General features: G+C 51.3%; 15 protein-coding genes and 2 pseudogenes. 1 reads left to right on the top strand and 16 read right to left on the bottom strand.

The window, feature by feature from the left end:
- Positions 1 to 30 precede the first annotated feature (30 nt).
- From DWX76_RS05930 to DWX76_RS05865, 14 genes and pseudogenes are all read right to left on the bottom strand, one after another.
- On the bottom strand, positions 31 to 924 hold the full coding sequence (locus tag DWX76_RS05930; protein ID WP_227589753.1) for an ABC transporter permease: 894 nt from the start codon (positions 922 to 924) through the stop codon (positions 31 to 33).
- 7 nt (positions 925 to 931) lie between these two features.
- Entirely contained in the window at positions 932 to 1,894 is a 963-nt protein-coding gene (locus DWX76_RS05925; RefSeq protein ID WP_118570288.1) for an ABC transporter ATP-binding protein, read from the bottom strand.
- Complete coding sequence (locus DWX76_RS05920; protein WP_118570287.1) at positions 1,894 to 4,350, bottom strand: hypothetical protein; 2,457 nt, start codon at positions 4,348 to 4,350, stop codon at positions 1,894 to 1,896. Before DWX76_RS05920 ends, DWX76_RS05925 begins: the two co-directional genes overlap by 1 nt.
- A gap of 195 nt (positions 4,351 to 4,545) precedes the next feature.
- Positions 4,546 to 5,685 (bottom strand): HAMP domain-containing sensor histidine kinase, encoded by a 1,140-nt coding sequence (locus DWX76_RS05915; protein WP_347475382.1) that lies wholly within the window; start codon positions 5,683 to 5,685, stop codon positions 4,546 to 4,548.
- Positions 5,675 to 6,378, bottom strand: a pseudogene (locus DWX76_RS05910) (response regulator transcription factor). The gene DWX76_RS05915 and the pseudogene DWX76_RS05910 overlap by 11 nt, the downstream one beginning before the upstream one ends.
- Before the next feature lie 158 nt (positions 6,379 to 6,536).
- Positions 6,537 to 8,664 (bottom strand): annotated as a pseudogene (locus DWX76_RS05905) (RNA degradosome polyphosphate kinase).
- A 2-nt stretch (positions 8,665 to 8,666) separates the two neighbouring features.
- Positions 8,667 to 10,232 (bottom strand): HD domain-containing protein, encoded by a 1,566-nt coding sequence (locus DWX76_RS05900; RefSeq protein WP_118293389.1) that lies wholly within the window; start codon positions 10,230 to 10,232, stop codon positions 8,667 to 8,669.
- Position 10,233: 1 nt separating this feature from the next.
- Positions 10,234 to 11,532 (bottom strand): ATP-binding protein, encoded by a 1,299-nt coding sequence (locus DWX76_RS05895; protein ID WP_273482852.1) that lies wholly within the window; start codon positions 11,530 to 11,532, stop codon positions 10,234 to 10,236.
- Between the two features lie 105 nt (positions 11,533 to 11,637).
- Positions 11,638 to 12,762 carry a bifunctional chorismate mutase/prephenate dehydratase gene (locus tag DWX76_RS05890; protein WP_118570286.1) on the bottom strand — a complete coding sequence of 375 codons (1,125 nt, stop codon included), beginning with the start codon at positions 12,760 to 12,762 and terminating at the stop codon, positions 11,638 to 11,640.
- Positions 12,763 to 12,765: 3 nt separating this feature from the next.
- Complete coding sequence (locus DWX76_RS05885) at positions 12,766 to 13,509, bottom strand: lysophospholipid acyltransferase family protein (RefSeq protein ID WP_118570285.1); 744 nt, start codon at positions 13,507 to 13,509, stop codon at positions 12,766 to 12,768.
- Positions 13,510 to 13,805: 296 nt separating this feature from the next.
- Complete coding sequence (locus DWX76_RS05880) at positions 13,806 to 14,249, bottom strand: type II secretion system protein (RefSeq protein WP_182429742.1); 444 nt, start codon at positions 14,247 to 14,249, stop codon at positions 13,806 to 13,808.
- The gene (locus DWX76_RS05875; protein ID WP_022360303.1) at positions 14,221 to 14,403 is read right to left on the bottom strand and encodes a DUF4250 domain-containing protein; all 183 of its coding nucleotides are present in this window, start codon (positions 14,401 to 14,403) and stop codon (positions 14,221 to 14,223) included. Before DWX76_RS05875 ends, DWX76_RS05880 begins: the two co-directional genes overlap by 29 nt.
- Positions 14,404 to 14,423: 20 nt before the next feature.
- Positions 14,424 to 14,711, bottom strand: coding sequence for a hypothetical protein (locus tag DWX76_RS05870; protein ID WP_243098996.1), 288 nt, complete (start codon positions 14,709 to 14,711; stop codon positions 14,424 to 14,426).
- 114 nt (positions 14,712 to 14,825) lie between these two features.
- Positions 14,826 to 15,779, bottom strand: coding sequence for a hypothetical protein (locus tag DWX76_RS05865; protein ID WP_118570283.1), 954 nt, complete (start codon positions 15,777 to 15,779; stop codon positions 14,826 to 14,828).
- Positions 15,780 to 16,476: 697 nt separating this feature from the next.
- Here DWX76_RS05865 and DWX76_RS05855 point away from each other — a divergent pair.
- On the top strand, positions 16,477 to 17,421 hold the full coding sequence (locus DWX76_RS05855) for a D-2-hydroxyacid dehydrogenase (protein WP_118293385.1): 945 nt from the start codon (positions 16,477 to 16,479) through the stop codon (positions 17,419 to 17,421).
- A 120-nt stretch (positions 17,422 to 17,541) separates the two neighbouring features.
- On the opposite strand, the gene DWX76_RS05850 is transcribed toward DWX76_RS05855, so the two are convergent.
- Both DWX76_RS05850 and DWX76_RS05845 read right to left on the bottom strand, forming a co-directional pair.
- Positions 17,542 to 17,976 (bottom strand): protease complex subunit PrcB family protein, encoded by a 435-nt coding sequence (locus DWX76_RS05850; protein WP_117796054.1) that lies wholly within the window; start codon positions 17,974 to 17,976, stop codon positions 17,542 to 17,544.
- Positions 17,977 to 18,031: 55 nt separating this feature from the next.
- Complete coding sequence (locus tag DWX76_RS05845) at positions 18,032 to 19,174, bottom strand: ABC transporter ATP-binding protein (RefSeq protein WP_118570281.1); 1,143 nt, start codon at positions 19,172 to 19,174, stop codon at positions 18,032 to 18,034.
- Between the last annotated feature and the right edge of the window lie 8 nt (positions 19,175 to 19,182).

Raw genomic sequence — 19,182 nt, 5'->3', positions numbered from 1 at the left:
ATAGTCTCTCTGTTTTTCTGCTTTTTCTATCTATCGGTTATCCTTCCCTTTATTTTTCCCATGCCGATTCCATTTTCCCGGCGTGATCGCCCAGACTGCTGCCGCGATCAGCACCATCGCCAGTATACACTGCAAAATCAGGCTGCACGCCGTCCAGTGTGCTGTGATCGCATTATCTGGAAATACACCGAACAGCGGCTCGAACCATTTTCTCATGTCACCGCTTCCCGCCTGTCCGTTAATTACATTATAAAACGAGACAGCCGGATTGAAAAGAAAGAGATAGCGTAAAATGCCGGAACTTGCCATTTCCGATGCATTGAGATTAGATGCATACGAATTTGCCGCCCGGAGCGCCATCCGGTATGCAAACAGATTGACTGCCATCGTTCCCGCCGTCAGCGCCACCACCGTCACATAGGAGCAGACGGTCGATACCGTCGAGCGGCGCAGCACCGATGAATAAAAGATCCCGATACTACCCGTTAAAATTGCCACAACGCCGTGGCACAGGAACAGCATCCCGATGTCCTGCAGCGTAACGCCCCCGTAGACAAATACGAGCGCCTGTACCGGAAGCGCCGAGACCGCCAGCACCAGCATCGTCACCAGCGAGGACGCCAGTTTTCCAAGCACCATGTCACGCGGCTCCATCGTGGTCGTCAGCATCAGTTCCAGCGTCTGGCGTTCCCGCTCGCCGCTGATACTGCTGGCAGTCAGCGCCGGCATGATGAAAAGCAGCATGATAAATTCGATCGAGGAGACGAACGTGTAGAGATCCAGAAACTGCGAATACTGGATCTCCGCCGTCGTCCTGACCTGCTCCGCCACCGAATACATATTAAACAGCGCCACCGCCGCCAGAATACTGTTAAAAACAAACAGAATCGCCATCATGCGGATGCTGCGGCTTCCAACTGTCATTTCCCTCCTAAATACCGGATTCCATCTCATGTTTCAGCACCGCCCTCTCTTCTTCATGTCCTGTGATCTGCATAAACAGTGATTCCAGGCTTCCCTTCTCGCGCATAAAGCTGCTGACCATCACATCCGCATCGATAAGCTGCTGCAAAAGCAGCGCCTCATCCTGCCGATCCCCCAAAAAGCCCAGCTTGATCTCATCCCCCTGCACCGCGATCGTCTGCACGCAAGGATGGCTTTTCAGGATCGCAAGCGCCTTTTCTTTCTGGCTGAAAATCGAGATCAGAAGCGGATTGGACGAGTTGATCCGCGCAAAAATCTGATCCATGCTGCCCTGCAGAACCGTTCTTCCCTGCTCAATGATGCCGATCGAGGTACAAAGCTCTGACAATTCCGATAAAATATGGGAGCTGACGAGCAGCGTTTTTCCCTGATCGCGCAGTTCTTTCAGAATCGCCGTATACTCCACCCGGGTGCGCGGATCCAGCCCGGAAGCCGGTTCATCCAGGATCAGAAGATCCGGATCGTGGATGAGCGCCCGCGACAGACAGAGGCGCTGCTTCATACCTCTCGAAAGCCCGTCCACAAAAAAGTCCTCTTTATCTTCCAGCCGCACCTGTTCCAGAAGCGTATGGCAGCGCGTCCGCGCCTGCAGCCCCGTAATTCCGTAGCAGGATGCAAAAAATTCCATATATTCCGATACTTTCAGGTTATCATATACTCCGAAGAAATCCGGCACATAGCCGATCCGCCGCCGGAGTTCTTTTCCGTCTGAGTAAACATCCAGTCCGCCGATCTCCACCTCGCCCTCATCGGGAACGAGAAGTCCCGCAAGAATCTTGAGCGTCGTCGTCTTGCCTGCCCCATTGGGACCCACGAATCCAAAGAGTTCCCCGTCCGCGACCTCCAGATTCAGCCCATCCAGCGCTTGAAAATTGCCATATCGTTTTCTGAGGTTTTTAATCGTCAGCATCACTCTCTCCTCCCTACGACATAGATTCTTGGAAGCTGGCTTTCCCAGCCATACTCTCCCGTCTGTTCCGGCACATATTTGACAGTCAATGTGTTCGACGGAGACAGGTACGGCGAAAGCTCCTTTGCCGAATACTCTGATTTCAGCTCGATCCGGTCATTGCGCCCGGTCTCATAGTTATAGAAATACATGCTTCCGGAGAAGGATGACATATACGGATAGAGCGGATTTTCCGAAAATCGCGGTGACAGAGTCTCAAACGTAAGCTTTTCAATGACAAGGTCACTTCCCAGCGAATATTCGACCGTCGCAGCCTCCGCTGTTTCCCCGCTATACATTGTGTTGTACGCCGCCTCATAATTTCCGGCGAGCACCGTTGGATCTTCCTCAAGCGCCGAACGGTAAAGTTTTCCGTCTTTTTCACGGTTCAGCGGGATTGACTCGGTCACCATGCAAAATCCTTCCCGAAGTGTCCTCGCATCCGCCAGAAAATCTTCCTCTCCCTGGAGCTTCCGGGTTGAAAATGCCACCAGGCACGCCTCAGACGGATTGCGCCCCGCGCCGGAATCCAGATAAAAGCTCAAAAGTCTCGTCCGCTCCTGCGCCTTTAAATAGTCCGGATCCTCAATCTCCGCTTTCTCATACTGATCCGCCCCGGTCACCATCTGTGCTGCCGCATACGAATAGCTGACCGGATAATCGCAGCTCTCCTTTCCATCCAGAGAAACCGTCTGCCCAGGCTCTAATCTTCCCAGCAGCACCGCTTTCCCATTGATGAGCAGAGCCGCATTCTCCAGCGGTTCCTCAAAACAGTTTTTTACCGTTCCCGACACCACGCCGTCAAAATAGGAAATATTTCCCTGAACGCCCATCGCGTCCGTTTTCTCCAGCTCACGACGCAGGGTAAACAGATTCGGTGAAAATGCGACCGTATCCCGCATTTTAATTTCGACCCGTTCCGGCTGATAAACAAAGTTTGTATGATACTCTTCCTCACCGGTAAAGCGCACCGCCGAAACCGCATCGTAATAGTAACTGCGCGTCATCGGGCGCACCTCATAGCCCGGCTTTAAGCTCACTGAATACGGCTTGTTATAAGGGCTTCGGATGTTCATATAAGTGGCTTCTTCCGCCTCTTCTCCCGAGGTATCCAGAATCGACGCATACGTCACAAACGGCTCCCGGAAGCGTGTCTTTACGCCCAGCGCATAAATAATGCCGGTAAACAAAAACGCCCCCAGTGTCACCGCCGGCAGATAATACCGGTAAATTCCCCGCTTTTTTAAGTAGAAATAGATGCCCGGACCAATCAAAAGCAGGTAGACCACCACGATCGCCGTGTACGCCGCAACCTTCGGAAGCCGCCCCGCATTGCCGGTGTTGACCAGCCCCTGTACGCTGAAATACGAGCCCGAATAACCGTAGTAATCCTCCTGTGCCAGCTCGTCCACGGTATCACTTCCCAGCACCAGCGTATACAGCTTTTCAAATGAGGATGGATTGGTCAGACACAAATCGCTGATCGCATCCATCGAAAAGGCAGCTGCCACGATCCGCCCCCGTTTGCAGTTCGTATGGGATAACAGCGGGAACACTTCCCCCGCCAGCAGAGTGCTGCCGTTCTTCAGGTTCACATCGACGCATTCTGCCTGGATCTCCCCCGTCTGCTCGCCCGGTGCCGTCTCCCCGCCCAGACTGACCGGAACGGTTACCGCATCCAGATACGGCGGCTCCAGCACCTTCTCTGCAAACCTGCCATAATTTCTCGCACAATCCACACCGCCGCCAAAGAGGATCGTACCGCCGTCTTCCACCCAGCGCCGCAGCGCCTCATACTGGACATCGCTGAGCAAATCCAGGTCAAATCCAGACACAATTACCAGATCCAGCGGATCGTAACCCAGCCGGTCATCCGGTGCCTGCTCGGCATCCAGAAAAACCGCCCGCGTCCGAAGCGTCCCATATCGGATGCCCGCGCCGTCTAAATAAGAAAGTGCCTCCGGCGTATCCGTCAAAATTCCGATATAACTCTCCGCAACGTCCTCCTCAGAACCAAGTTTCAGACGTTTCCGGATGACCGTTTTCCCGTTTACATCCTGTACCGATACAAACATCTGATCCGCCCGCACACCCAGCGGGATATAATATTCTTGTTCAAACTTCTCCCCCGCTGCCAACGATAACGGATAGGAATACTGGTACGCCTCCAGACTGGACTGCGCGGTCAGAAACTCCAGCGTTCCCTCAAACGGCGCTGTATCATTATTCAGAAGGACCGTTACCCGAAGGTAACGGTCACTCTTTGCCGTATTGTCAAATCCATAGGAAACATCCATCGACAGCGGCGCATCTGCTTCCTTCTGTGAGGCATATGCGTACCCTGCAGGAAGGCAGAATAGTGCCATCCATCCGATCAATATCGCAAAAAAGAACTGTATTCCCCTCTTTTTCTGCATCCTTTCTCTCCCTATCTGTAACTGTTCACGCATACGTGCCCAGTAACGGAATTTGCCGTGGCTTCGCATTAAATACGGCAAATTCCTGCTGCCACCATGTTTTCTTACGGCACTTTCGGTTCCAAAAGTGCCTACCTATGAACAGTAACCAAAAATCCATTAAAATGTCTATTAGATTCTTTCCCACACTCGCCTTTACGGCATCTGGAAATTTTCCCTGTTGATGTCAAAATTCGTCCGCAGGCGCACCGTAAACACCGTTCCATTCAGATCGCTCGTCACCTGAATCGTGCCGCCGTGCATATCGACGATATTTTTGGCGATCGCCAGACCTAACCCTGTGCCGCCCGTGTTGGTCGATCGCGACTGTTCCACGCGGTAGAATTTATTAAATAAAAGAGGCAGCTCGTCCGCCGGAATCACGTAACCGTAGTTCGTCACCGAGACGGTCACGACCTCTTCCTCCGCATGAATCTGCACCAGCACCCGTTTTCCGTCCGCACCGTACTTGATCGCGTTATTGATCAGGTTGTCAAAAAGGCGCGCCAGAAGATTTCCGTCTGCCGTGATAACCTTGCCCGGGACATTGCTCTGCAGCTCGTAGGAGAGGTTTTTGTCCTTGAAGCTCGGATAAAATTCCTCCAACAGCTGGCTGAGCAGTTTGACGATGTCCACCTTCGACACGTGCATTGCCACTTTTCCATAATTCATTTTAGTAAAACCAAACAAATCTTCGATCAGTTTTTCCAGACGTTTCGATTTTGCATAGGCAATATCAATATATTTTTTCTGCATTTCTGCAGGAATCTCCACCTTGCCGGACAGAAGTTCAAGATAGCCGATGATCGAGGTCAGCGGTGTCCGCAGATCGTGTGCCACATTGGTAATCAGCTCATTCTTCGTGCGCTCCGCCTCGCGCTCCTTGTCCATCAGATTCCGGATATCCCCGACCATCTTATTTAAATTGACCGCCATCGCCGTAAACTCGTCGTCGCCCCGCACCTCGATCGTCGTATTCAAATCGCCCTCGGAAATATTCTGAATCGCGGACGAGATCCGGCTGATATAGCGCATGGACCGCTCCTGGAGGGCAAAAAAAGTGACTGAGAAGATCGCGATGCCCGACAGAAGATAGACAAATGCCATCAGTGTCTCTGTCTCCGTCAGGCGCAGGAAAAAAGAATCCCGGTACCGCGTCTCCCGCAGATAGCTACTGATCATCAAAACATTGGCAATCAGAAACACCTCCACCAGGCATGCCACCACGGTGCTGTAAACGATGTTCATGACCATCCGTGTCCGGAATCGGCGACTCATATCTTTTTTATTTTTCAATTTTGTATCCTACCCCCCAGACCGTTGTAATGATCTTGTTCTGTCGGGTGTCCTCCTTCATCTTGCCGCGAAGCCGTCTGATATGTACCATAACCGTGTTATTTGCCTCGTAGACTTTCTCATTCCACACCTTCTCAAAGATTTCATCGGTGCTGAAGACCCGCCCCGGATTGGATGCCAGCAGATACAGAATGTCAAATTCGATCGGCGTCAGCTTGATCTCCTCGCCGTACACCGTCACTTTATGATTATCTTTGTTGATCGTGAGTCCCTTGATCGAGATCTCATTTTTAACCTGGTTCCTGCACCGCTCTGCGGATTTAACTGCGTGTAGCGGCGAAGCTGTGATTTGACGCGCGCCGTCAGCTCCAGCGGGTTAAATGGTTTCGTCACGTAATCATCCGCGCCGGTTCCCAGTCCCAGAATCTTATCCAGATCCGCTGAGCGCGCGCTCAGCATGATGATCGGGATATTGTTCGTCTCCCGGATCTTGCGGCACATCTCCAGACCATCCATCCCCGGCATCATGATATCGAGAAGCACCAGATGAATCGTCTCCTTCTCCAGAATCTCCAATCCCTCTAACGCATTGGATGCTTTATATACTTTATAACCATCACTGACCAGATAAATCTCCACCAGATCGGCAATCTCTTTCTCATCATCCACCACCAGAACGTGTATTTCAGACATAAAAAAACCTCCCTCATATGTAATGCAGGTTCCCGGTATCTCTATGCGAAATACCAGACGAATATACCTGTTTCCAGTTTACCATATGGGGAGGATTTATGCTTTAAAAATTTATTACATTTTTGGAGAATTTTGCTTATCTGCGAACTGCAATTTCTTTATTGTTCCAGCGGAATAAACACCCTCATCGCCGCCGGGTCCTGCTTTTTTCCAGCCTCCTTCGCCGCCTGTACTGCCTCCGCACAGAAGGTATCCTGCGCGCAGACCGGCTCTTTGCCGCGGCGGTTGCGTTTAGCGTAGGTTCCGTCCGGTCTCAGGTACTGCGCCTTGACATTGTCGGCAAGCTGTACCTCTAAGATGTGACAGATGCGTGCTTTCAGCTTCTCATCCTCAACCGGGAAGAGAATCTCCACACGACGGTCGAGGTTTCGCGGCATCCAGTCGGCACTTCCCATGAAAATCTGCGGTTCACCGTCGTTCTCGAAGTAGAAAATACGGCTGTGCTCAAGGAAATTTCCAACGATCGAGCAGACCGTTATATTCTCGCTTAATCCCGGAATCCCGGCGCGCAGACAGCAGATGCCGCGGACGATGAGTTGTATTTTTACCCCCGCATTGGACGCCTCGTAAAGACTCGCAATGATCTCACGGTCGCACAGGGAGTTCATCTTTGCCACGATCCGCGCTGGAATACCTTCGCGGGCGTTGCGCGTTTCCCGCTGGATCAGGCGCAGAAAACGTCCGCGCAGCCACAGCGGCGCCAGCGACAGCTTGTTCCAGCCAAGCGGCTCCGAATAACCCGACAGCATGTTAAAGACTGCAGTCGCATCCTCACCGATCAGCGGATCACAGGTTAAAAGACCGCAGTCGGTGTAGAGTTTTGCCGTCGAATCATTGTAATTTCCAGTTCCCAGATGGACGTAGCGGCGGATGCCTCTTCCTCGCGGCGCACCACCAGCGTGATCTTACTGTGTGTTTTCAGCCCCAGCAGACCATAGATAACGTGGCAGCCGGCTTTTTCCAGCATCTTCGCCCAGAGAATATTGTTTTCCTCGTCAAAACGGGCTTTCAGCTCAACCAGAACCGACACCTGTTTTCCATTGTCCGCCGCTTCGGCGAGCGCCGCGATAATCGGGGAGTTGCCGCTGACACGGTAGAGTGTCTGCTTGATCGCCAGCACCTCCGGGTCGCGGGCAGCTTTCTTGATAAAATTGACGACCGGCTCAAAAGTCTCAAACGGGTGGGTCAGCAATATATCGCCTTTGCGGATATTGGCAAAAATATCATCCTCATTCATCAGCGCCGGAACCGGCTGCGGCGTATACGGCGGTGTCTTAAATTCATCAAAGCCCGGCAGACCGAACACCTTCATGAGGACGGTCAGATCAAGCGGCCCGTCAATCTCATAGATCGCGTGCCCGCCAACGTGCAGCTCCTTTTTGAGGATGTCTAAGAGGCGCTTGTCCGCCTTTTTCTCGATATCCAGGCGGATGACCTCGCCCCACTGGCGTTTCTTGAGCTTCTGCTCGATCTCCTTGAGCAGATCCTCCGCCTCATCCTCGTCGATGCTCAGATCGGCATTTCGCATGACACGGAACGGATGGCAGCTGATAATATCATAATTTAAGAACAATTTGTCGATGTTCCGCTCGATGACTTCTTCCAGATAAATGATAGATTTGCCCTCCTGGCACGGCAGCTCCACCACGCGTGGAAGCCCGCCCGGCACGCAGACCATCGCAAATTCCAGCTCGCCGTCTCCTTTTTTCTTGCGGACCAGCGCGGCGATATTTAACGATTTATTGTGAATAAGCGGGAACGGGCGGGAAGAATCAACCGCCATCGGCGTGAGGACCGGGTAGACCGATTCCTCAAAATACCGATCAACGTACACCGCTTCTTCCTTCGTAAGCTTCTCATGCTCGGTGACCACGCGCAGACCGTGCTGTTTTAAGAGCGGCAGGAGCATCCGGTTGTAGGTCCGGTACTGATTCTCGACCAGCTCATGCGTTTTTACATCGATCGCATCCAGCTGTTCCTGTGCCGTCATACCCGCAATATCCCGCTTCGTATAATTGGCGTGAACCATGTCCTTGAGGGATGCCACGCGGACCATGAAAAACTCATCCAGGTTCGACGCGTGATGCTTAAAAATTTCAGGCGTTCAAACAGTGGGGTCGTCTTATCGCGCGCCTCACCCAGAATCCGGTAGTTAAATTCCAGCCAGCTCAGTTCACGGTTTACATAATTTTCAGGTTCTCCGTATTTCAACACTGCATCCGACATCCTTATACCCCTCTTTTCTGCCTGAGTACAGGCCGTATTCCAAAGACTTCCTCAAAGAAATCTGCCTTCTGGTCAAATGAATACTGCTCCAGCACGATACTCTCCGGACAGTCCGTCGTAATCACCAGACTGCCGTTCCGCACAGCGATGCGGCTGTCGCTCAGCTTCTGGCGGTGGCTGCGGTCCATCGAATTGGCCAGACGCAAAATTGCCGTCAGCTTCGCAATCAGGATCGTCAGCTCTCTCCGGGAGGTTCCAAGCCCCGCATACTGGGACAGATCCGACTCCAGGATGACCTCATCGTAGGCATATTCCTGAATGTTGTAGCGCACGATATTGGCTACAACCTCGCGCTCCAGATGGGAAATTCCGATGATCTCCGTATCCATGATGATCTGGTACGAGCTTTCCGAACCGCGCGTGATGCTGACAAACTTGCCGCAGTCATGCAGGGTCGCTGCGATCTTTAAAAGCAGGCGTTCCCGCGCTCCCAGACCATGGTATTTTTTCGTTGCATCAAAGATCATCTCCGCCGACCGCTCTACCTCGCGCACATGTGCGCCGTGGCAGCGGTAGCGCTTCGCCATCTGGCGCGCCGTTGAAAGAATATCTGCCTCAAAATCATGATGGAAGCGGACCAGACGGTTTTCCTGTGCGTACTCTGCTGCGATACCATCGCAAAGTGTCGTCCCCGGTGCCCAGATATAGGAAGCACCCGTCATGTCTAATACCTTCCGGTAGAGAATCGCACTTGGAATCAGCACTTCTGCGTAATCCTGCGGCAGCTCATAGCGCTCCTGAATCTCCTCCGAGGACATTCCAATCAGCTTCTCGCAGAACACGCCAAATTCCTTTGCCGTGAACCGCGCCCCGCCTTTTTCATGCATGCCGCGGCTGATCATATAGTTCATTGTCTCGCCGGTCGCAATCAGCGTCTCAATCTGATGCTCTTTTAAAAATATCTTCCGGAATGTGTATAATTCATTTTCTACCAGCTCGTCGATGATCGCCGGGATCTTCCGGTAATCGACGCGCCAGTGTGCTGACATTTCGCTTAAGCGCAGCACGCCGAGCAGAAGGTTCTGCGTCGATACCAGTACCTCCTCATCAAAGAGGGAGATCTGGGTGCTTCCGAATCCGACATCCATCAGCGCCGCGCCGTTTTTCACGGTGCGCTGGAATTCTTCCTCCCTGGCTGCAACAGCTTTATAACTCTTAAAACGCAGCTCCGAGTTGTTCATCGTGCGGACCCGGAGTCCGGTACGCACCAGAATCCGGTCCAATACCATCTGGCTGTTCCGCGCCTCCCGAAGCGCACTGCTCGCAAATGCCCGGTAATCCGATACCCGGTATGTTTTCATCACTTCCCGGAACTTATTCAGGACCTCGCACATTTCCTCCACGATCTCGTGGCTCAAACGTCCGTCATTGTACGTGTCTTTGCCAAGCGCCAGCGCATGGCGCACATGATCAATCTCGCGGATTCCGGCGGAAGCAGAAATCTCGAAAATTCCCAGCTCCAGTTCGAAGGAACCCACATCAATAGCGGCAAAGGTTTTAACGGTCATATTACTTGATCTCTCCTTTCAGCTTGCTGCGTAAGTTTGCAATAAACTGGGTGGCAGTACGTCCGGACAGCCCGCCGTGGCTTAACTCCCACTTGTTGGCTTCCAGAAGCAGATCTGCCTCCGGCATATGGATGTGGTATTTGTCTGCCAGTACGCGGACGATGTTCTGGAATTCTTTCTTGTCCGGTGAGCCATAGTAGATCGTGACGCCAAAACGCGCAACCAGGGACAGTTTTTCCTGCACCGTATCGTTGGAGTGCAGATCGTCGTCCAGCTCGCGCTTATCGCTGAATTTTTCGCGGATTAAGTGACGGCGGTTCGATGTCGCATAAATCAGGACATTCTGCGGCTTAATGCCGAGACCACCCTCAATGATTGCTTTCAGATATTTATATTCCAGCTCATATTCCTCAAAGGAAAGATCGTCCATATAAATGATAAATTTGTAGTTGCGGTCTTTGATCTGCTCCAGGACATCTGACAGTCCGCGGAACTGGTGCTTGTACACCTCGATCATGCGGAGTCCGCGGTCATAATACTGATTTAAGATCGCCTTGATACTGGATGATTTACCAGTACCGCTGTCACCGAAAAGCAGGCAATTGTTTGCCGCGCGCCCCTCGATAAATGCCTCGGTATTCTCAATCAGCTTGGCTTTCTGCAGCTCATAGCCGACCAGATCGTTCAGCTCGATATGTTCCACGCGCGTGATCGGCTCGATATCGACCTGCTTTGCCTCGTCATCCATGATAATATGGAATGCTTTGTTAAGACCAAACTTGCCGACACCAAATTCTTTATAAAATTCGGTCACGATATCCTGAAATTCCTGATCACTCTCCGCATTCTCCAGTGAAACCGATAATTCAACGATCCGGTCGCGGATGCGGTGGTTGAACGCCTTGCTGTTTTCCAGCGCATTTTCGTAATGCTTCATCTCCGACCAGATGCCGTTCTCAGCCTCGTCCAGACGGGCAATATCCAGGGAAAAAAGCTCTCTGACCTGTGCAAAATCGTGACGGGCAAGCTCGCTTAAGCTGCCGCCGACCGGTCCGATGATCTCGCAGGATGTGCTGTAGGCATTTTCATTGTTTGCCATGCAGAACGCCAGGAAACAATGCCACAGGTTTCCGCGGAATCCATAGGTCACTGCCAGATCGATGAGCTGGCTCGCACATGCATACGCATCCGGGCGTGCCCCGCCTTCCTCTGGTTTTAAGAGGCTGCACATATCGTCAAATAACTGCTGATACCGCAGGTTGCGATATAAAATCATCGTATTTTTTCTTCTTTCTTCCATCATTTTGCCTTTCCGGTTACCATCACATTCTTTTGCTGCACTTTCGGTTCCAAAAATGCCTCCCGCGGACAGTAACCCATTTCATCTTGTCCTAAGCTAAAGAGTCTAGTAATTTCCTAATATTTTTACATTTTTCGCTTCGCGCATGATTCCGTACAGTGCATTCTGCACACCGGCATCCTCCAGGTTTCCCTCGATGTCCACGAAGAAGCGGTACTGCCAACTCTCCTCCGGGATCGGGCGGGACTCGATCATCCGCATATTGACATCATTGAAAATAAAATTGCCGAGCATGCTGTACAGCGTACCGCTGCGGTGCGGCAGCTCGAAGCAGAGGCTGATTTTCTCTGCGCTCGCCTGATAGACGCGATCCTTCGCCAGAATCAGGAAACGGGTCGTGTTGTCCGGACAGTTGTTGATCGGACCTGCCAGCTTTTTGAGTCCGTAAATCTCTCCTGCTACCTCACCTGCGACTGCCGCCTGTGACGGATCCTTCTCATCGCGTACCTTCTGTGCCGCCACAGCATTATTTTCCATGCTTAGCTGCTGCCAGTCGTGCTGGTTTAAGAAGTCGCTGCTCTGCATCAGCGCCTGCGGATGTGCATAAACACGCTTCACATCGGAAAGTTCCGCATCCGGTGTGCCAAGCAGGTAGTGGTGTACCGGCAGAAATGTCTCCGCCACAATCACATTGTCGTATTTTAAAAGCAGATCATAGTTGTCCGTCACGGCACCGGCGGAAGAATTTTCAATCGGAAGCACCGCAAAATCAGCTTTTCCCTCCTGAATCTCCACCATCATATCCTCAAACCGGCGTACATGATGGATATCCGCGTCTTTTCCAAAGAACTGTAGCGCCGCCGCATGACCGTAAGCGCCCTCTAATCCCTGGAACACCACGCGTTTTCCGGCCGTTTCAAGCTTCTCCACCTTATGGAAGCCCAGATCCGGACCGCCGACGCGCCCTGCGATCGTCTGATACTGATACCGGCGGCTCAGCGTCATCATCTGCAAAAACAGCTCGGCAACCGCCTGCTTGTTGAACTCGCCCTCTGCCATCGCCTGAACTGACTCGATCTTCTGTTTCTCACGCTCAGCATCGTAAACCGCCTTTCCGGTCGCGATCTTATACTCTGCCACCTCGCTGCAAAGGCGCATTCTCTCCTCAAATAACTTTTCTATCTGGGTGTCAATCTGATCCAGACGCCCTCTTATCTCCAGCAAATCCATCTCCTAGTTGTTCTCCTTTTCCATCTCTGAAAGCATCTCTGCGATCTTTTCTCTTGTATATGCGCCGACAAACTTCCGGTTCTCCGGATCCAGCTCTTTCACGATGAACGGCTCGCCGAACTCAATCACGACATGGCTCGGACAAATAAGCGGAATATGCTTCTCAAAGACCTCCGCTGTTCCCTTGATCGCCACTGGAACAACCGGACAGCCAGATTTCTCTGCAATCTTTAAGCTTCCCTCTTTAAATGGAAGCAGATCTGAAAGCTGTTCATTTTTATTGCGGGTTCCCTCCGGAAAAATCCAGACAGAAACGCCGCGGCGCACCTTCTCGATCCCCGCCAGAATCGTTTTTAAACCATCTTTTATATTATTCCGATCTAAAAACAGACAGTTGACATTGAGCATCCATTTTGACAAAAGCGGAATCTTCTCCATCTCTTTCTTTGCCACAAATCCCATCAGTCCCGGAACCGTCGTATAGCCAACCAAGATATCAAAATAGCTCCGGTGGTTTCCCACATAGAGCACCGGGCGACCCTGCGGAATCTTTTCATATCCGCGCACCTCTACCGTCACACCTGCCATTTTGAGCAGTTTTTCAAAAATATTACGCACCATCTGGGTGCTTTCTTCCTCCACTGCGACCGGATCTACCTGTCCCTGTTTATCCATACGGTGCAATGTGCCGATGGAACCAACAAGGAAGCTGACGATCGTTCCTACTATCTTTATCGCGCGAAACATACTGATACCTCTCTTTTCTCTTGTATCTGTCCGAAACCGTCTGGTTTTTATCCTGCTATTTTCATTTTCAGACAGACTGCTTTACTGTCTCATTATATAGAAAGAAGCAGGGTTTTACAAGACTTTCCTTGTAAGACATCCTGCCTCTGTTACTGTTCACGCATACGTGCCCAGTATCGGAATTTGCCGTGGCTTCGCATTTAAATACGGCAAATTCCTGCTGCCACCACGTTTTCTTACGGCACTTTCGGTTCCAAAAGTGCCTACCTGTGAACAGTAACCTGCCTCTCTATTTTTTATGGATTCACAATCTCCGTCTTTCCGCTGATCAGCGCTTCCACCTCGATTCCACCTATCTCGCACAAGATTCCCCCATAGCTTTCCAGGGTATCGCTGTAATACACGCTGTAGATAGACACATCCTCAGAAATCTCTCCATCCAGATAGTTTTCCAGCGGATTTTCTCCCAGATCCCGGAAAGAACCACCCAGATCCATCATCAGCTCCCAGCTTTCCGGATGAATGCCCTGCTCATCCAAATCATGAAGATACATCCAGAGCGCCGTGCATAGAATCCTCGCCTCGGCTTTCGCCCGCACTTCCTTCGCTTTCTGTACCTGTCCGGACATGATCGGGATCGAAACTGCAACGAGAATCGACACAATCCCGGTCACAATCAGCAGCTCTGCCAGCGTAAAGCCTGACCGTGCCCTAGCGGAACTGGTTCTTTTCTCTGTCATAGGTATATCCCACCGCCTGCAGCTTCTTCTCAAGCTCCGACCGTTCTGTATCAAACGCACTGCATAATTCATCTAAATCCGGGTAAAAATCTCTGAGCTGTGTGTTCACAAAGCTCAGGCACATAATCGGATCGTTCGGTATTTTTCCTGCCATCTTTTTCCCTTTCTGTCCTTTTATTCATACTCAAACGTAACCGTCACATAGTAACCGCGGTCATTTTCCTCGATCGCCTTTACCACGCCGTGATCGGCGGGAATCCGATCATTCAGCTTAAAAAGCCCCGACATCGCCACCGCCGGTTCAATCATATAATTGACATTAAACGGCGTCACCGACTCCGTCACCTCTACTGTCTGTCCGACTTCTACCAGTCCCGGACGTTCCATTTTAAATACAACATCTCTTGTCACGCCGTTTTCCCTCTTCTTTCTGGTCTGATCCCCGATTCTGGCTGCCGGCATATCCTCACGCCGTGCCTCTGATTTCAAATTTTTTTTACACGAACCATAACCGCCAGCTTACCAGTTTTCTAGTATACGGCACTTTTTTCCTTTTATCAACTGCGCTCACATAACCTACCGTTCGTTTTTTTCACGCGCCATCCGCCGCAGCTGCCGAAATCCAAGCCATGCCAGTAAAAGCAGCAGCAGACTTACACTGATCGTCAGTCCGTAGTGAATCCACCGTCTCCAGAACGGAAGCGGGAGGTTTTCCACCGGCGCAGTCTCTGTTTCCACCAGAGTTCCCGGATCCGCTTCTATTTCTGTCATCTCTTCCACATCCGGTTCCGCTTTTTCATACTCCATCCGCCTCCGGTAACGCTCATATGCCGGAAGTCTGACCGTTCCCCCGTACACTGCCCGGCAGTCCCATACGCGGCGTTTTGCCTGTACCGCCGCATTGCGGCACCAGATGCCAGCCTCATCCCGATAAGCATCTCCCTCCCAGCTTGCCGACTCAATCTGCACCTTATCCTCCGATAGCCCTGCACTTGCAAGCAGTTCTTCCCTGCACGCCTCCAATGGCGGCACTTTTTCATCATGCATCACGGCAGTTCCACCCAGCCGGTATGTGTCTGCCCCGTATTCGTGAAATACGACCGAAATCTCAAATCCATCCTGCCAGTGTTCGTTCTCATAAGAGGTTCTTTTCAGATCCAACATAACCGATACCGTCTTCCGGCTCTCCCGATCCTCCACCTCCATCGGCGCTCCCGCCGGGATCTCCTGTTCCCGCGTCACGGATGGATAGACCATCTCCCCCGAAACCTCCCGCGTTCTGCCGCGCACCGGCACCGCCTCTATCTCTGTCCCCACAAGCCGGTAGGTAATTTCCCCCTCTTCCAGATATTCTTCCGGCGCTTCTGGTATCTCAGCCTCTTTCAAATAGGAAGAAGAATAACGGATCCGCCGTTCTCCCGCCTTATCTTCCTGTGCGTAAGCCTGTCCGCCGGTGCCCTGCAGGCACAGCAGCACAAATGTCAGCACTGCCAGCCTCCAGCCATATCTTCTGTCTTCTTTTTTCCCCATACATTCTCCCCTTCTGCCATTCCCCGGCAAATGTCTCCTGCCAGCCGAACCGCATTCTTTCGTAAGCACGTTCTAAATTTCCATACTCCTCTCTCAACCTTCTCCATCCTTTCTAAAATTGTTATTGTTCACGCATACGTGCTCCGTAACGGAATTTGCCGTGGCTTCGCATTAAATGAACAGTAACCTGAAATTTTCTGTCCTGCGTTTAAATCAGCATAAAATACCGCATCACACACAAATATCATTCAAGATATAAGATGCCATGTTTTCTAAATGCCGATATGATACTTATATTCAGCACCACGAAATCATATGACTGCTTTTTTGTTTCATAGGACGCAGTTTCTCCTGAAACAAAAAATGCATTATGAAATTTCATAAATACCCGGATATTTCTGTGAATCACAGATGCCCTCTTTGCAGGCAGAATCATCGAATGCCGTCCGGAACCGGACTTTGAACTGCATCGTACCTTTATTATAGTCTGCCCTGTCTCAAAATACAATTTATAAATCGCTCTCGCGGCATTTTCTACAAAAACACCTTTTTATCCAGCACTTACTTATAAGTGTTATACAAAAAATCGAATACGAGTTTCTTTTTGGTACGGCAAAATGACTTGACTGGACAGCAGATTTTAGGTATACTTGCATATAGGTACATTTTACAAAATAAGAGCGGAGGAAATTAAACTATGAAGTGTCTTATCATTGACAAAGTATACGCTGGTATTGCTGAAGAACTCAGCAAATACATGGAAGTTAAAACTGCAGAGAATCTGCCGTCCACCAAGGATCAGTTATTAGCTGAAATCGGTGACGTAGACGTTCTGATCATGCGTGTAGATCCGAAGATCGATCAGGAGATCATCGACGCTGCTAAGAACCTGAAGGTTATCGGCGTTTGCTCCGTTGGTCTGAACCACATTGATATGGACTATGCAAAATCCAAAGGAATCCAGATCTTCAACGCACCGGGCTTAAACGCTAACGCAGTTGCAGAGCTGACCATTTCCAAGATGTTAGATATCTCCCGTGGTACTTTCACAGCTAACTACGATGTAAAAGTAAAACACGAGTGGAACAAATATAAATTCGAAGGTCGTGAGCTTCGCGGCAAGACTCTGGGCGTTATGGGCTTCGGTCGTATCGGTAAGAGAGTCGGCGAACTTGGCCGTGCATTTGGTATGACTATTGTTGCTTACGATCCATTCCTGAAACCGGAAGATTTCGAGAAAGAGCATGCAACTGGCATGTCCGTAGACGAGATGTTAAAGGTAGCTGATTTCGTATCTATCCACGTACCGCTGACACCAGATACAAAGGATCTGTTCAACGCTAAGTCCATCGCTGAGATGAAGGATGACGCAGTTGTTCTGAACATGAGCCGTGGTGGTATCGTAAACGAGAAAGATATGTACGAGGCTCTGAAAGCTGGTAAGATCGGCGGCTACGCAGCAGACGTTATGGAGAACGAGCTGGCTGGCAGCGGTCTGACAGGTGATGATACATTCGCAAGCCCGCTGTTCGAGTGCGACAACTTCATCGTTTCCCCGCACATCGGCGCTCAGTCCGTAGATGCTTCCAGAGACATCGGACTTCACATCATTTCCAAGGTTAAAGAGGCTCTTTCCCTGTAATCAGGAAACCAGTCTTATACTCATATAGGAAATCTTGCGGAAATCGTTCTGCAGAAACTGCATAAAGACAGGAACCGGATGATACTCTCGCCGGTTCCTGTTTTTTTGTTTCATAGGAAACTACTGGAATACCACTGGTTCCTCCAGCAGTTCCGTCCGCAGCACAATATACGGATACGACGGCTCTTCCCCGGTCGGCTCGCTTCTCTCCGGTCCTTTTAACTCGGTCTTGACGATGATCGAATTGTCCGTCAGGTACAACTCCGGAACCGTAATGCTGTAGCCGCCGGTCTCCTGCTTGCCGTACCCGGCAGCTATGTAGAGGTCATTTCCGCTTGTGTAAGTCAGGCGGAAGGAATCGTTCTTCTTTTCTTCTATGATCTGCGTCAGCTCCTGCGGCGTCTCATCGGGACCTATGACGGCAAATTCCAGATCCCGCAATTTTTCTGCCTGTTTTTCACCGCCGCATGCAACCGCATAGACCCCCGCCAGAAAGATTCCCATCACAGCCATAAGGCTTAGAAGCCATTTTTTCCTGCTTTTCTTACTTTTCATCAAATAAAAAACCTCCCTCTCCCCTGCACGCAGCCACGCGGCAAAATGCTTTGATTTACTGCATTTTATGAAGCGGAAGGTTGTGATATTCAATCTTTTTTCCTTTTTCCCTGGCATACGCCAGCAGCCGGTCGTTCGCCGCCGCCCAGCCCCCATACTGCCTGCGGCACGCAATCACGCACTGGCACGCATCCAGACATTCTCTAGCTTCTTGTTCCTTTTCCTCTGATATTTCTTCAAATGCGGGGACTGCAATCAATCTGGACGCCAATGTACAAGCCGCCGGATAATCTAAGTCGGCTTCCGATACGATCCCTGCCGCAAACGTGGTTCCAGCTCTCTGAAGCTGCCAGAAGACAGCGCGCCCGCTTCCTCCTCCTGCCAGCACAAACACCTCTGGTGCCCCCTCCGGACGTGGAAGCTCCATACTGCCGCCTGTCTGACGGAAGCGCCCTTCCTCGACCTGGAAAAGCTCAGAAAGATGTTCCGGCGTCAGCATCTCTTCCGGGCGTCCAAACTGACTTTCCTGCCCCGGGCTGACGCACAGTACCCAGTCAGAGACGCGCTCCGCCAGATCAAGTTCATGAATGGATAAAATGACTGCCACCTTCTTGCGGCGCGCCAGCTCCTGCAAGACCGACATAAATTCCAGCTTATAACGGATATCCAGATAGGAAGTCGGCTCATCGAGAAGCAGCAGTTCCGGCTCCTGACAGAGCGCCCGCGCCAGCATCACCCGCTGCCGCTGACCATCGCTGAGCGTCTGGAAGTCCCGCTCCCGAAGCTCTGATACCTGCACTGCCTCCATCGCCTCATCAACTGCCTTCCAGTCCTCCTCCGAGAGGACACCAAACCGCCCCGTGTACGGATAACGCCCGGCTGCCACAACATCCCGGCAGGTCATCCACTCTGCATGGACCTTTTCCGTAAACATGACCGCCATCCGCCGTGCGCGCTCCGTTCCCTTCATTCCCAGAAGGTCCGCGCCGTCCAGGTAAACCGCACCTCCCAGAGGGGGAAGCTGCGCGGCGACACTCTTTAAAATGGTCGATTTTCCGGCTCCATTCGGTCCGACTAAAGTCAGGATCTCACCCTTCTTTATCCCGATCCGGACTGGATTTAAGATCTGTTTTCCACCGTATCCAACCTGTAAGTCCTCTGTATAAAAGTAGATCTTCTCCTCAGTTTCTGGATTCATGGTATTTT

The organism is Clostridium sp. AF21-20LB, assembly GCF_003478795.1.
Classification (GTDB): domain Bacteria; phylum Bacillota; class Clostridia; order Lachnospirales; family Lachnospiraceae; genus Otoolea; species Otoolea fessa.
Note: the sequence above shows the minus strand (reverse complement) of the source record. Positions and strands in the feature narration are given on the sequence as shown.

What these genes read in the sequence shown, in the direction of transcription:
- DWX76_RS05930 (WP_227589753.1), bottom strand. Translation starts at nt 924, where the DNA reads ATGACAGTTGGAAGCCGCAGCATCCGCATGATGGCGATTCTGTTTGTT.
- DWX76_RS05925 (WP_118570288.1), bottom strand. Translation starts at nt 1,894, where the DNA reads ATGCTGACGATTAAAAACCTCAGAAAACGATATGGCAATTTTCAAGCG.
- DWX76_RS05920 (WP_118570287.1), bottom strand. Translation starts at nt 4,350, where the DNA reads ATGCAGAAAAAGAGGGGAATACAGTTCTTTTTTGCGATATTGATCGGA.
- DWX76_RS05900 (WP_118293389.1), bottom strand. Translation starts at nt 10,232, where the DNA reads ATGACCGTTAAAACCTTTGCCGCTATTGATGTGGGTTCCTTCGAACTG.
- DWX76_RS05895 (WP_273482852.1), bottom strand. Translation starts at nt 11,532, where the DNA reads ATGGAAGAAAGAAGAAAAAATACGATGATTTTATATCGCAACCTGCGG.
- DWX76_RS05890 (WP_118570286.1), bottom strand. Translation starts at nt 12,762, where the DNA reads ATGGATTTGCTGGAGATAAGAGGGCGTCTGGATCAGATTGACACCCAG.
- DWX76_RS05885 (WP_118570285.1), bottom strand. Translation starts at nt 13,509, where the DNA reads ATGTTTCGCGCGATAAAGATAGTAGGAACGATCGTCAGCTTCCTTGTT.
- DWX76_RS05880 (WP_182429742.1), bottom strand. Translation starts at nt 14,249, where the DNA reads ATGACAGAGAAAAGAACCAGTTCCGCTAGGGCACGGTCAGGCTTTACG.
- DWX76_RS05875 (WP_022360303.1), bottom strand. Translation starts at nt 14,403, where the DNA reads ATGGCAGGAAAAATACCGAACGATCCGATTATGTGCCTGAGCTTTGTG.
- DWX76_RS05870 (WP_243098996.1), bottom strand. Translation starts at nt 14,711, where the DNA reads ATGCCGGCAGCCAGAATCGGGGATCAGACCAGAAAGAAGAGGGAAAAC.
- DWX76_RS05865 (WP_118570283.1), bottom strand. Translation starts at nt 15,779, where the DNA reads ATGGGGAAAAAAGAAGACAGAAGATATGGCTGGAGGCTGGCAGTGCTG.
- DWX76_RS05855 (WP_118293385.1), top strand. Translation starts at nt 16,477, where the DNA reads ATGAAGTGTCTTATCATTGACAAAGTATACGCTGGTATTGCTGAAGAA.
- DWX76_RS05850 (WP_117796054.1), bottom strand. Translation starts at nt 17,976, where the DNA reads ATGAAAAGTAAGAAAAGCAGGAAAAAATGGCTTCTAAGCCTTATGGCT.
- DWX76_RS05845 (WP_118570281.1), bottom strand. Translation starts at nt 19,174, where the DNA reads ATGAATCCAGAAACTGAGGAGAAGATCTACTTTTATACAGAGGACTTA.